At 62.9% G+C, this 13,588-nt stretch carries 9 protein-coding genes; 8 read left to right on the forward strand and 1 reads right to left on the reverse strand.

Annotation, left to right across the window (positions count from 1 at the left end; genetic code table 11):
• The first annotated feature begins 336 nt into the window (after positions 1-336).
• From BC363_RS07755 to BC363_RS07770, 4 genes are all read left to right on the forward strand, one after another.
• Entirely contained in the window at positions 337-1,380 is a 1,044-nt protein-coding gene (locus tag BC363_RS07755) for an amino acid ABC transporter substrate-binding protein (protein ID WP_065787423.1), read from the forward strand.
• Between the two features lie 19 nt (positions 1,381-1,399).
• A complete protein-coding gene (locus BC363_RS07760) occupies positions 1,400-2,590 on the forward strand; it encodes an ABC transporter permease subunit (RefSeq protein WP_065787422.1) in 1,191 nt (396 codons plus the stop codon).
• Entirely contained in the window at positions 2,587-3,660 is a 1,074-nt protein-coding gene (locus BC363_RS07765) for an amino acid ABC transporter permease (RefSeq protein WP_065787421.1), read from the forward strand. Before BC363_RS07760 ends, BC363_RS07765 begins: the two co-directional genes overlap by 4 nt.
• A gap of 81 nt (positions 3,661-3,741) precedes the next feature.
• Entirely contained in the window at positions 3,742-4,950 is a 1,209-nt protein-coding gene (locus BC363_RS07770) for a TIGR03862 family flavoprotein (RefSeq protein WP_065787496.1), read from the forward strand.
• A gap of 222 nt (positions 4,951-5,172) precedes the next feature.
• On the opposite strand, the gene BC363_RS07775 is transcribed toward BC363_RS07770, so the two are convergent.
• A complete protein-coding gene (locus BC363_RS07775) occupies positions 5,173-6,987 on the reverse strand; it encodes an ABC transporter ATP-binding protein (protein ID WP_065787420.1) in 1,815 nt (604 codons plus the stop codon).
• 463 nt (positions 6,988-7,450) lie between these two features.
• On the opposite strand from BC363_RS07775, the gene BC363_RS07780 reads away from it, so the two are divergent.
• The 4 genes from BC363_RS07780 (at position 7,451) to BC363_RS07795 (ending at position 13,563) form a co-directional block, all read left to right on the forward strand.
• Entirely contained in the window at positions 7,451-8,842 is a 1,392-nt protein-coding gene (locus BC363_RS07780) for an extracellular solute-binding protein (protein ID WP_065793288.1), read from the forward strand.
• Between the two features lie 11 nt (positions 8,843-8,853).
• Positions 8,854-10,746, forward strand: coding sequence for an ATP-binding protein (locus BC363_RS07785; RefSeq protein WP_065787418.1), 1,893 nt, complete (start codon positions 8,854-8,856; stop codon positions 10,744-10,746).
• A complete protein-coding gene (locus BC363_RS07790) occupies positions 10,743-12,083 on the forward strand; it encodes a sigma-54 dependent transcriptional regulator (protein ID WP_065787417.1) in 1,341 nt (446 codons plus the stop codon). Before BC363_RS07785 ends, BC363_RS07790 begins: the two co-directional genes overlap by 4 nt.
• 184 nt (positions 12,084-12,267) lie before the next feature.
• Positions 12,268-13,563, forward strand: coding sequence for an extracellular solute-binding protein (locus tag BC363_RS07795; protein ID WP_244519821.1), 1,296 nt, complete (start codon positions 12,268-12,270; stop codon positions 13,561-13,563).
• The last annotated feature ends 25 nt before the right edge of the window (positions 13,564-13,588 follow it).

Here is a 13,588-nt window from a genome sequence, read left to right on the forward strand (position 1 = left end):
ACTGTGCCATGTCAGCTTCTGTCGCGGTTGGGGCCTTACGCTTCTTCTCTTCGTTCGTGGCATCTTCGCCTGCCTTGCTGCGACCAAAGCTTCAGGGCTTCTCTTCGAAAGAGAAAGAGGAGCTGCCCCTCTCGTCTCACCACCAAGAGCCGAAGTGCAGGACATGGGACATTGGCGCGATTTTCCGTTCAGATCGGAAATTTCTTTCCAAAATGGCACGGATTCCGCACAATCATCCCTATTCTATAATTTCTATAGATTTAAAACTGATGTCAGTTGCGGCTCCGGATTTGACGGGCGGCGCGACGGACGAACATCACGGCCAGGAGCCTCTTCATGCAGCGAAATTCTATCGGAAGCAGATTTTTCACAAGGGCATTTGCGGTAACGGCGGCGCTGACGGCCGCCCTGATCGCCTCTTCAGCACTTGCGGGTGAAACTCTCGACAAGATCAAGGCACGCGGGATTATCAAAGTGGGCGTCGGCACGACTCCGGGCTTCTTCACGCCCGATAGCGGCGGCCGCTGGCAGGGTTTCTTCGTCGATTTCGGTCGGGCACTGGCGGTCACCGTCTTCAACGATGCCGAGAAAGTCGAGTTCACCAACTCTTCACCGCAGCAGCGACTGCCCGCCCTGCAATCGGGTGAGTTCGACATTCTGCTCTCCGGCGTCACCCAGACGGTGACCAGAGCGTTCAAGCTCGGCTTCCATTTCGGTCCGGTGGTTTTCTACGACGGCCAGGGCCTGCTGGTGCGCAAGGATCTCGGCGTCGCCAAGGGCGAGGAGCTCGACGGCGCAACGATCGGTGTGCAGAGCGGCACGACCGGCGAACTGAACATCGCCGATTTCTTCCGCAAGACCGACAAGGCCTTCACGCCTGTGACGATCGAGGAAACGGGCGAATTCCTGAAGGCACTCGATTCCGGCCGTGTCGATGCGCTCACCCAGGACGCCACCGACCTTGCCGCCAAACGCACGCAGCTTTCCAAGCCGGACGACTACGTCCTTCTGCCCGAGCGCCTGTCGAAGGAGCCGCTGGCACCGGCCATTCGCGCCGGCGACGACCAATGGCTGGAGATCGTCAATTGGACCGTCTACGCCACGATCCAAGCGGAAGAATTCGGCATCACCCAGAAGAATGTCGACAGCTTCCTCGCCAGCGAAGACCCGGGCATCAAGCGCTTCCTCGGCGTCGATCCATCGCTCGGCGAAGCCATCGGCCTCGATCCGAAGTTCGCCTATAACATCGTCAAGGCGGTCGGAAACTACGGCGAGATCTTCGACCGCAACGTCGGCAAAGGCACGCCGCTCAACTTCGACCGCGGCTACAACCAGCCCTGGACCGCCGGCGGCCTTCTCTATTCGCCGCCGTTCCGTTGAACCTTTGCCGGTATCTGCGATGACATCCACTTTTCGACCGGGCCCGAAAGGGCCCGGACTTCCCTCCCGCTTAAGCACCTGGCTCGGTCCTTCGCCCTTTGGGCAGATCTTCCTGTTTGCCGGCGTGCTTGCGATCTTCGCGCTTTTCGGCTCCAACACCGTCGACAGCATGCAACGCACGGGTCTCTCTCCGGATTTCGGTTTCCTCTTCCATCAGGCGAATTTCGAAATCGGCGAGACGGTACTGCCCTATTCGGCGGGAGACACGTACGCCCGCGCACTTGCGGCGGGCCTTGCCAACACCATCAAGGTCGCCATCGTCGGCTGCGTACTCGCGACTGTTCTCGGCGTTGCGCTCGGCATCGCCCGGTTGTCGGGCAACGTGCTGCTGGCAACTTTCGTGCACACCTATGTCGAACTGCTGCGCAACACGCCGCTGCTGCTGCAGCTCTTCCTCTGGAGCGCGATCATCCACGCGCTGCCGCCGCCACGCGGCGCCTATGTCTTCCTGGAAAGCGTCTATCTCAGCAATCGCGGCGTCTATGTCCCTTCCGTCTCGCTGCAGGGGGTCTCTTGGGCGATCTGGCTGCCTGCCATCCTGCTGACGGCCTATGCGTCGCTGTCGCTCGCCCGGCACCTGCTGACAGGTGCGGCCTTCTACATGCCGAAGGCAACCATGACCGTGCTCGGCTCGCTTGTCATCTGCACTCTCGCGCTCACCTCTTTCGGCCTTGCCGCCACCATCGATTTGCCGGCCAAAGGCGGCTTCAACATCAAAGGCGGCCTCTCGCTGACGCCGGAGTTCTTTGCGCTTTTGATCGGCCTCGTCGTCAACGCGTCCGCCTCGATTTCCGAAATCGTCCGCAGCGGCATCCAGTCGGTGAAATCGGGCCAATGGGAAGCCGCACGTGCGCTGGGCTTGAAACCCGCGCAGATCATCCGCCTCGTCGTCCTGCCGCAGGCGCTGCGTGTCATCACGCCACTGATGATCTCGAGCTTTCTCGACCTGACGAAGAACTCCAGCCTCGCCGTCGCGATCGGCTATCCCGATATCGTCAGCGTCGCCAATACCACCGCGAACACCACCGGCCAGGCACTCGAATCGATCTGCATCATCGCCGCCGTCTATCTCACACTGAGCCTTTCGGTCTCCGCACTGATGAACCTCTATAACCGGCGCATCGTCCTGCGCGGGGAGGCACGGCGATGAGCCACATCGAATTGCCGCCACCGGTCGCGCCGGATTGGCATCGCTGGCGGAGCGGTCTTTTCGGCGGCTGGGGCAACAGCCTCATCACGCTTGCCGCTCTCGGCGCCTTTGCCTGGCTATTCCATCCGCTCTTGCGCTGGGCGGTCATCGACGCCGTCTGGACGGGAACGGCAAAGGATTGCGCGGTTGACGGCGCCGGTGCCTGCTGGGCCTTCATCGGCGCCAAGCTGCGTTTCATCCTCTTCGCGTTCTTTCCACCGGACCTGCAATGGCGGCCGGCCCTTGTCGTTGCAACCGTACTCGCCTTGCTGGTGCTGTCTGCCCTTCCACGTTTCTGGAGTTTCCGGTTGGTGCCGGTGTGGATCGCAGCACTCGCCTTGAGCTGGCTGCTGATGGCGGGAACGCTGACGCCGCCTCAGGTATCGACCAACAACTGGGGCGGACTGCCGATCACACTGGTCGTCTCGATCGCCGGCCTGGCCTTCGCGTTTCCGATCGCGCTTCTGTTGGCGCTCGCCCGGCAATCGAGCATGGGCATTATCCGGACGCTCGCGATCGCATTCATCGAGACGCTGCGCGGCGTGCCGATGATCGCCGTGCTTTATGTCGCCATGCTGATTGTTCCCCTCGCCCTGCCGAGCGGCGCTGCCATCGACAAGCTGTTGCGCGCGCAGATCGGCGTGACGCTGTTCTTCTCGGCCTATCTCGCCGAAGTCATCCGCGCCGGGCTGCAGGTTGTGCCCTGGGGACAGCGGGAAGCAGCGCTTTCGCTTGGTCTTGGCTATATCCAGACGATCCGCCTCGTCGTCCTCCCCCAGGCGCTTCGCGCCGTCATCCCGGCGATCGTCAATCTTTCGATCGGCATCGTTCTCAACACATCGCTGCTGGCGGTGATCGGCATCTACGACCTCCTGAATGCGGCCAAGACCTCGGCCACGGATCAGACATGGCTCGGCTTCCATACCGAAGCCTATGTCTTTGCCGCGGCCGTCTATTTCGTCATCTGTTTCACCGGCTCGCGCTACAGCATCTGGCTCGAGAAACGTCTGGATGCTCCGACCCGGCATTGAAGTGGCCGCTCACGCCGCCTTGCGCGAGACGTCCTGACGGGCCAAGAGTGGCCGCAACGGAATCGGATGCCGGACGGGCGCATGAAACGAAGCGAAATCGCGATCATCGGCGGCGGGCCGAGCGGGCTGATGGCGGCGGAGATCCTGTCTCTGCAGAACCATTCGGTGACGGTTTACGACAGCATGCCGACCGTTGCGCGCAAGTTTCTGCTGGCCGGAAAATCGGGCCTCAACATCACCCATTCCGAAGATTTCCAGCGCTTTGCAGATCGCTTCGGGGCCTCATCAGAGCGATTGCGCGCAGCGCTCGACGCCTTCACACCCGCGGATGTGCGCGCCTGGGCGGAGGGTCTCGGGACGGAAACCTTCGTCGGCTCGTCCGGCCGGGTCTTTCCAAAGGCGATGAAGGCCTCGCCGCTCCTGCGCGCCTGGATCAGGCGGCTGGATGCGCAGGGAGTCCAGATCCTGACACGGCATCGATGGACGGGCTTTGACGGCCGGGCACTGGTCTTCGACACACCGGATGGGCGTAAGGTCGTGCACAGCGATGCCACGCTTCTAGCGCTCGGCGGCGCCAGCTATCCGCGGCTGGGGTCCGATGCCGGCTGGCTGGCGGTTTTGAATGACGTGGGTGCCGACGTCGCCGAGTTCCGCCCCGCCAATTGCGGTTTCGATGTCGACTGGAGCGCTCCGTTTAGCGAACGTTTTGGCGGCGAAGCGCTGAAATCCGTAACCGCCACTTCAAAGGCGGGGACGATCCCCGGCGAATTCGTCATCACCCGTCACGGCATCGAGGGCAGCCTCGTCTATGCCCATGCGGCACATTTGCGCGACCCCCTGCAGACGCAGGGGACTGCTGCGTTGCAGATCGATCTCGTCCCCGGACGAACCGGCGACCGGCTGGCCAAGGACCTTGCGCGCCAGGACAGCAAGATGAGCTTTTCCAATCGCCTGCGCAAAGGCGCTGGGCTCGCGGGGGTCAAGTCGGCGCTGCTGCGCGAGATTGCCCCCGAGGCGCCACGCGCCGATCCGAAGGCGCTTGCCGAACTCATCAAGTCACTGCCAATTGCCGTTCTTCGTCCCCGCCCCATCGCCGAGGCGATTTCATCGGCAGGCGGTGTGCGTTGGAGCACCATGGATGACGCCTACATGCTGAAGGCGCTGCCGGGCATTTTCGTCGCCGGCGAGATGATCGACTGGGAAGCGCCGACCGGCGGCTATCTGCTCACCGCCTGTTTCGCCACCGGCCGCGCCGCGGCGCGCGGCATCGACGCATGGCTGCACCGCTAGGTGTCGCATTCACAAGGCGGCATCGATGGCGCCCCGGCCAAGGAAAGCGAAACGCAAGACGCCGGCACACTTACAGCGCCGCGCGTCTATCTAGACGCGCAAAGGTCGCTGTAACACTTTGAGCTGCTGCATAATTTTGTCCTTAAATCGATTCCGATTTAAGGAATTATGCAGTAGGTACCGGCGTCCGTGCATTTCACCGTTTGCGGCTTGCGCCTGACCTCAGCCGTCGTTGAGCACGAGGCCCTTGGTCAGTTCCAGCGCCTGCCGCTCGAACAGCCCCCGGTAGATGCCGCCGTCGAGGCGGATCAGCGCCTCGTGCGTGCCCTCCTCGGCGATGCGGCCGTGGCTGAACACCAGCAACCGGTCGAGCGCGCGCACGGTCGACAGCCGGTGCGCGATCACCAGGGTTGTGCGCCCCAGCATCAACCGCTCCATCGCCTGCTGGATCAGCACTTCCGATTCCGAATCGAGGCTCGAGGTCGCCTCGTCCAGAATGAGGATCGGTGCATCTGCCAGGAAGGCCCGGGCGATGGCGATGCGCTGGCGCTCGCCGCCCGAAAGCTTGACCCCACGTTCGCCCACCAGCGTGCCGTAACCTTTCGGCAGCGCCGTGATGAAGTCGTGGGCGCTCGCAAGCTTTGCCGCCTTCTCGATCTCCGCTTGCGTGGCCGTCGGCCTGGCATAGGCGATGTTCTCCGCAAGCGACCGGTGGAACAGGATCGGCTCCTGCTGGACGATCGCGATCTGCTGGCGCAGCGAAGCCTGGGCAACGCCGGCGATATCCTGACCGTCGATCCGGATCTGGCCGGACTTCAGGTCGTGCAGCCGCTGGATCAGCTTGACGAAGGTCGTCTTGCCCGAGCCGGAGTGTCCAACAAGACCGACACGCTCCCCCGCCGGTATAGTCACCGAGAACCGATCGTAGAGCGGCTTGCGATGGGCGCCGTAATGGAAGGTCACATCGTTGAATTCGATGCGGCCATCGGTGATGCGGATCGGCTTTGCATCGGCCCTGTCTTCGATACCGAGCGGCTGGGCGTGGATGTCCACCAGCTCTTCCATATCGTTGACGGATCGCTGCAGGTTGCGGATGTGCATGCCCACTTCACGCAGGTAGCCCTGCAGGATGAAGAAGGAGGTCAGCACGAAGGTGATATCGCCCGCCGTTGCCTGTCCGCGCGACCAGAGGAACAGCGCAAAGCCGATGACCGCCGCGCGGAGAACGAGCAACAGCGCGCCCTGCGTCGTTCCGTTCACCGTTCCGCGCACCCAGGTCCGGCCCGTGCGGTCCCGCCATTTGGCCAGCACCTTGACCAGCCGGGCATCCTCGCGCTTTTCCGCCCCGAAGCCCTTCACGACGTTGTTGCAGCTGACGGCATCGGCAAGCGAACCGCCGAGCTTGGTGTCCCAGCTGTTGGCCAGGCGCGCCATAGGCGCGACGTAGCCCAGCGACAACGTGACCGTTGCAGCGATGAAGATGAGCGAGCCCACGCCGATGATGACACCCATCATCGGCCAGTACCACGCCATCAGAGCGGTCGAGCCGACCAGCATGATGACCGACGGAAACAGCGCAATCAGCAGCGTGTCGTTCAGCAGATCCAGCGCCCACATGCCGCGCGTCACCTTGCGCACCGTCGAGCCGGCAAAGCTGTTGGCATGCCAATCGGACGAGAACCGCTGGATGCGGAAAAAGGCCGCCGAGGCGATGTCGGACATCATCTTGAGCGTCAGATCGACGACACCCATGAAGGTAATATGCCGGAAAATGATGGCACCGAGCGACAGGGCCGTCATCGTCCAGAACGCTGCAAGTGCCGCATCCCAGGCCACCTGGTCCGAGGCAGCACCGGTCACGACCGCGTCGACAAGCCGACCGGAGTAAAGCGGCGTCAAGACATCCGCGAGCGTCGAAAACAGAACGGCGCCGAGGATGAAGCAAAGGCGAAGCGGCTGGCGCTTCCAATGGACCCAGGTAAAACCGAGAACGCTGCGGAACGCGCCGCCGCGCAAGGCGAAACGAGTAAAAGCCATAACGATTGCCCAATGCCAAAAGCACTGGCCTCAAAATTCTAGTCAATGAAACATGCCGAGAAAGGGAAACGGTTTTCCGATCGGCATCAATGGATTGGTAGCTTCCGCATCAAGGGAAGACCAAAGTCAGCGAAACAGGTCCTGACTTGAACAGCTAAAGAGCGCGAATGCTCTCAAGCGTCTACTTCAGAACTGCACGCCGCCCCGTAGGGAGAAAGAATAAGCTGGCATCTGAAACCTCCCTGATCTGTTGCCGGAAGTCGGGTTATAGGCGAATCGCCCGCAACCGCCAAGCGAGGAAATCTAGCCATGCCGCCAAAGCACAACCGGTGCGGCTCGTTTGCAACAGTGTACAGGCCGCGTCAGGGTTTACGGCGACACGGTCTTCATAGCAGAGTAAACCGTCGGCCGATGGCGGGATCAACCCGCGGGATGACGGCAACGAGGGAGGGACCGCGCGCGCATGCTTCCCAAAGAGAGCAGGCGCTGGTCGTGGTGGCGTGAAGTGTTGAAGGTCCGGTTCGTCATTCTTGCGGCATTGCGGCTGCTGGCTCTTGCCTGCGTCACCATGCTCGTGTCCGCTGCGCAGGCGGCCGAAAAACAGGATCTGGTGGTCGTCACCTCGTATCCGCCGTCGTTCTTCGAGCCGTTTCGGCAGGCGTTCGAGACCGCGAACCCTGATATCCGCATGTCGATCGTTCAGCGCAACACGGCAAGCGCGACGCGCTTCGTCATGGAAAAAGCCGATGTCCCGGCCGACATATTCTGGGCCTCGGCCGCCGATGCTTTCGAGCTGTTGAAGCGCAGCGGCGATCTGCGCCCGATTGCGCCGCGCCACACCGGGGCTGCCGAAAAAGTCTTCGGCTATCCGGTCAACGATCCCGAGGGCTATTACCTGGGCTTTGCTCTCTCCGGATACGGCTTCGTCTACAATCAGTCCTATCTCGCTCAGAACAAGCTGCCGGTGCCACGAGACTGGCAGGACCTGCTGAAGCCCGTCTATTCCGGTCAGATCGGCATCACCACCCCCTCGCGGTCGGGCACGACGCATCTGATCGTCGAAGCCTTGCTGCAGACCTATGGATGGGAAAAAGGCTGGGCGATGCTGTCCCAGCTCGGCGGTAATCTGTCGACCGTCACGGCCCGCAGTTTCGGTGTTGCATCCGGTGTCGCCCAAAGGCGCTTCAGCATCGGCATCACCATCGATTTCCTCGCCAATGCACCTGATTTCGCCGATGCGGGCAACGTGTTCATCCTGCCGCCCGACACCGTGTTCGTGCCGGCCAGCATCGCGATCCTCTCACGGGCGCGCAATGTTCGAGCTGCCGAGCGGTTCATCGATTTCGTTCTGTCGGAAGACGGCCAGAGGGTGCTGTTGCTGCCGGCCGTGGCCCGCATTCCCCTCAACCCGGCGCTCAACAAGGGCCTGCTACCGCAGGAAAGCGGTGACGGCCTGTTGAAATACAGCGGTTTCGACGCGGCGCTGTCGGCACGACGTTATGGTCTCGTCAACCTGATCTTCGACGACTATATCGTGCGCCGCCGGGCGACACTTGCCCGGCTTTGGAAGAGGGTAGCGGACCTGGAAGCAACCGAGATCGAGGATGCGCAGCAGCGCAGCATGCTTGCGAGAGCCCGGCGTCTGCTGGGCACGCCGCCGCTTTCGGCAAGCGACGTCGAAAACGCCGACGAATCCCTCAAGGCCGAGTGGCCGCGCAGCATTGCCCGCTCGCCGGCGCATACCGCGCTGACGCAGAGGTTGCGCGCCACGATCGAGCGGAATCTGGCGACAGCCGAAATGCTTCTGTCCTCCGTCGGACGACCGGCGGCAGATCTGCAGCCATGGCGGCAATAATGAACCCACCCATGGCCCCTGCTTCCGCCGCGCGCCGCTGGCGGTTCGGCATCGGTGCGCGGCTCGTCCTGGCCTTCGTCGCGATCGTCGGGCTCGCCGTCGGCGCCTGCCTTGTCGGCTGGCTGTCCTATGAGCGGCTGTCCGGCGAACTGTCGCGGATCGCGGAAGACCAGATGCCGCAACTCGCTTTCGCCTCCCGGCTGTCGAAGGCGGGCGCCGACATCGGTTCGGTTACGACGGTTCTCGCCGGTGCCGAGACGCGTTCCGAGTACAACGAGATCCGCAGCAACTACGCGGCAAGCCTGCTCACCCTTCGATCGCTGCTTGGGGAAAGCGGCGCGAAGTCGGATGCAACCGATCTGCTGCCGCTCGCCGAGGCGATCGGCGAGAACCTCGACAAGATCGACCTTGCTGCCGGCAAGCGCTTCACCCTTCGCGAGGCGATGCGCTCTGACATCGACGAACTGCGGTGGGTCCAGGCAGACCTCCTTGAGGAAGCTGACCCGCTCGTCGACGATATTCGCTTCAACATCGAAGCCGAGACCCGCAATGGGCACGGGGCGGCAGCGCTCGCGGAACAGCAAAAGAGCGAGGCGTTGCTGACGGCCGTATCGCAGGCAAACCTGGCGACGGGGTTGATCGGCCGGCTCGTCAACGCCACCACGCAAGAGGAAATCCAGGAAACCAACGCCTTCCTCGGCGACAGTGCCGACGAACTCGCAAGCCGCATCGCCAGCCTCGAGAACTGGCCGGACAGCATCACCGTTCGCCAGCTGGCACGCCGTATTCTTGACCAGTCTGACGTGCTGACGGGCATTCCCAATCGCAAGCGCTCGGAAATGATCGAGGCGGCAAAACTCTCCGAGCTCGCCAGCCAGAACGGCCGCCTGGTGGACGACCTCGGACGCCGGATCGAAACCGAAGTGGTGGCGATCGAGGCCAGTGCCGCCGCCGCCGCACAGCGTGCCGCCGCGGCTATCGAAACCGGGCGCAGCCTGCTCGTCGCCATCGCCATTCTTTCGGTGCTGCTCGCAACCGCGATCGGCTTCTTCTACGTCTACCGCAATCTTCTGGCGCGCATCCGGCTGCTGTCGGCAGCCGCCGGTGCGATCAGCAGCGGGCGTCCGGCAACCGCGATCCCCTCACCCGAAGCAGACGAGCTCGGCGATCTTGCCCATGCCCTGGTCCTGTTTCGCCAGACGCGCGACGAGCTGATCCAGTCGGCAAAGCTCGCGGCTCTCGGGCAGATGGCGGCCGGCATCGGCCATGAGCTCAACCAGCCGCTGGCAGCCCTTCGGGCGCACATCCATAGTGCCACGACCTTGATCGGGCGCGGCAAGGGCGAGCAGGCGGTGCTCAATCTCGACAAGATGAAGGGATTGACCGGACGCATGGCTGACCAGATCAGCCATATCCGTCGCTTTGCACGCCGACCTGACGCGCAGTTGCGGCCCGTCAACCTCGCGGCCGCCGTCCGTGACGCCCTCAGCCTGCTCGAGCACCGTTTCGAGGAAGAGGCTGTCGAGATGCAACTGCGCCTGCCGGAGGACACGGCGGTCATGGTGATGGCCGAGCCGGTACGGCTCGAGCAGGTGGCGGTCAATCTCATTAGCAACGCATTGGACGCCGTCAAAGGCAGGCCCATGCGGCAGGTGAACGCGACGATCGGACAGGTCGGCACCGATGCCCGGTTGATCGTCGGCGATACCGGGGGCGGCATTGCTGCTGCCGACATCGGCGCGGTTTTCGACCCGTTCTTCACCACCAAGCCGGTTGGTTCCGGCCTCGGGCTCGGCCTCTCCATTTCCTACAACATCGTCAAGGACTTCGGTGGCGAGATCTCGATCCTTGAAACCAGTGCGCATGGCACGCAATTCCTCGTATCCCTGAAAGGCCCGCAATGACGTTGGACCCGGATATCATCCTCATCGACGACGATGCCAGCGTGCTTGAAGCCTGCTGTCAGGTGCTCGAGTTGGAAGACTTCAACGTAGCGCCGCACGGTTCGGTGGCATCGGCGCTCGCCGGCCTTCGCGCCGACAGCCGCGCCGTCATCGTTTCCGATGTACGCATGCCGGATCACGATGGTTTCGACTTGGTCGCCGCCGTGCGCAAGATCGATCAGGAAATCCCAATCATCCTGATGTCCGGGCACGGCGACATTCCCATGGCTCTTCGCGCCATGCGCGACGGCGCCTGGGATTTTCTGGAGAAGCCCGCCGATCCGGTGCATCTGATCGAAACCGTGCGCCGCGCCCGGGACCATCGCCGCCTGCTGCTCGAAAACCGGCGGCTGCGGCTGTCGGTGGAGGACGACGGCTGGGAAACGCGCCTGATCGGACATTCCACGCCGATGGTTGCCCTGCGGGAAAAATTGAAGCGCATCGCTGCGGCGGCGACCGACGCGCTCATCATCGGCGATACCGGTACCGGCAAGGAAGTGACGGCACGCGCGCTCCACGATTTCAGCGGGCGCAAGGGGCGTTTCGTCGCCGTCAATTGCGGTGCCATTCCCGAAACCATGCTGGAATCCGAACTCTTCGGCCATGAAGCCGGCGCCTTTACCGGCGCGCGCGAAAAGCGCATCGGCAAGATCGAATACGCCGACGGCGGCACGCTGTTTCTCGACGAGATCGAATCGATGCCGCTTGCAGCCCAGGTGCGGCTGCTGCGCGTGCTGCAGGAGCGCGTCATCGAACGGCTCGGCTCCAACGTCGAGCTACCGGTCGACATGCGCGTCGTGGCGGCGACGAAAGCGGATCTGCACGAGGCCGCGAAGAAGGGCGATTTCCGGGAAGACCTCGCCTATCGCCTCGACATCGCCCGTGTGGAGCTGCCGCCGCTCGCCCAACGCAAGGGCGACGTCGGCCTCTTGTTCCAGCATTTTCTGGGGCTCGCCGCCAAACGACAGGGCCGCACGCCGCCACGCGTGAGTGCCGAGCTTCTGACCGAACTCAATGGCAGGTCATGGCCGGGCAACGTTCGCGAGCTGCGCAACGTCGCGGAACGCTTCGTGCTCGGGCTTGAAGACCACCGCGATAGCGACCGGGCAGCGCAAAGCCGCGAGACTCTGGAGGTGCAGATGGACCGGCTTGAGCGCGCCATCCTTCTCGACAGCCTGGCCAGGCACGACGGCCGCGTTGGGGCAACCGCCGATGCGCTCGGCATCTCCCGCAAGACGCTTTACCTCAAGATGCGCAAGTTCGATATCGCCGCCCAGAACGATGGCGAGGCCGGCTGATGTTACCGATTTGACCCGGCCATTCTGCTAGATTGTTACCGTCTTTACCCATCAGGCAGCCATGAACCCCTGACCTCCTGCTGTTTTCAGTCTGGCACGGCGCTTGCTCTCGATAGATCGGACACCAAACGCTCGGTGTCCCTATTGGGAGGAGATACCTATGTTGAAGACCATTGCTGCGGCGATGTTGATGTCGGCTGCCTTCGTTGTGACGGTCCACGCCCAGGACGGCGGGAAAGTCACGATCGTGACGTCGTTTTCCAAAGACGTGACCGATCCGTTCAAGGCGGGTTTTGAGGCCGCCAACCCCGGCTTCACCCTCGACGTCCAGAACAAGAGCACGAGCTCGGGCGTCAAGTACATCGATGAGATCAAGGCGAACAACCAGGTCGATCTGTTCTGGGCATCGGCCCCGGATGCGTTTGACAGCCTCAAGAGCCGCGAACTGCTCGCCAAGTTCAGCCCTTCGGTCACCGGCCTTCCCGAAAAGGTCGGCTCCTATCCGGTCAACGACAAGGACGGTTACTACTTCGGCTTTGCCGCGTCGGGTTACGGCATCATGTCGAACGACCGCTACCTTGAAGCCAACGACCTGCCGAAGCCGGTCGAGTGGAGCGACCTGACCAAGCCGGAATACCACGATCACATCGCGATTGCCGCGCCCTCGCGTTCGGGCACGACCCATCTGACGATCGAAACGATCCTGCAGGGCGAAGGCTGGGACAAGGGCTGGGCGACGCTGAAGGGGATCGGCGGCAACCTGCAGCAGGTGACCGAGCGCTCCTTCGGCGTGCCTGACGCCGTTAACTCCGGCCAGACCGGTATCGGCATCGTCATCGACTTCTTCGCCTTCTCGGCGCAGGCGAGCGGCTTCCCGGTCAGCTTCGCCTATCCCTCGGTCACAACAGTCGTTCCGGCCAACATCGGCATCGTCGCCAATGCGCCGAACCAGGCCGGCGCCGAAGCCTTCGTCAACTACCTGCTCTCGGAAAAAGGCCAGGCCGTTCTGCTCGAACCGGCGATCCGTCGCCTGCCGATCAACCCCGCGCTTTACGAGAAGGCACCGGAAGGCTTCCCGAACCCGTTCAAGGATCCGCGCTTCCAGTCGATGATCACGTTTGATTCCGACGTATCGAAGAAGCGCACCGATGTCGTCGATACCCTCTACGACCAGCTGATCTCGTTCCAGCTCGACAACATCAAGGGCGCCACCAAGGCGATCCATGAAGCGGAAAAGGCCGTTGCCGCCAACGAGCAGCAGCCGGCCCGCGCGCTCCTGACGGAAGCCCACGCCCTGATCGCCGCCATGCCGATCACGGCGGAAGAGGCTGCCAGCCAGCAGGTCCGTGACGCCTTTACCGGTGGTGAGGAAAAGACCGCCCGCCAGGCGGAACTCGAGCAGAAATGGGCCGCCTTTGCGACCGAGAAGTACGCCGCTGCCAAGGCCAAGGCCGAAGAAGCGCTGGCCCTCGTCGACTGACATCGGATCCAAGAGGCCGCCTGCC

Origin of the sequence: Ensifer sp. LC384 (genome assembly GCF_001695865.1) — a bacterium.
Classification (GTDB): Bacteria; Pseudomonadota; Alphaproteobacteria; order Rhizobiales; family Rhizobiaceae; genus Ensifer.

Excerpts from the sequence above, each read along its gene's own strand:
- BC363_RS07765 (WP_065787421.1), top strand. The coding sequence starts at position 2,587 with ATGAGCCACATCGAATTGCCGCCACCGGTCGCGCCGGATTGGCATCGC.
- BC363_RS07775 (WP_065787420.1), bottom strand. The coding sequence starts at position 6,987 with ATGGCTTTTACTCGTTTCGCCTTGCGCGGCGGCGCGTTCCGCAGCGTT.
- BC363_RS07760 (WP_065787422.1), top strand. The coding sequence starts at position 1,400 with ATGACATCCACTTTTCGACCGGGCCCGAAAGGGCCCGGACTTCCCTCC.
- BC363_RS07780 (WP_065793288.1), top strand. The coding sequence starts at position 7,451 with ATGCTTCCCAAAGAGAGCAGGCGCTGGTCGTGGTGGCGTGAAGTGTTG.
- BC363_RS07755 (WP_065787423.1), top strand. The coding sequence starts at position 337 with ATGCAGCGAAATTCTATCGGAAGCAGATTTTTCACAAGGGCATTTGCG.
- BC363_RS07790 (WP_065787417.1), top strand. The coding sequence starts at position 10,743 with ATGACGTTGGACCCGGATATCATCCTCATCGACGACGATGCCAGCGTG.
- BC363_RS07770 (WP_065787496.1), top strand. The coding sequence starts at position 3,742 with ATGAAACGAAGCGAAATCGCGATCATCGGCGGCGGGCCGAGCGGGCTG.
- BC363_RS07785 (WP_065787418.1), top strand. The coding sequence starts at position 8,854 with ATGGCCCCTGCTTCCGCCGCGCGCCGCTGGCGGTTCGGCATCGGTGCG.
- BC363_RS07795 (WP_244519821.1), top strand. The coding sequence starts at position 12,268 with ATGTTGATGTCGGCTGCCTTCGTTGTGACGGTCCACGCCCAGGACGGC.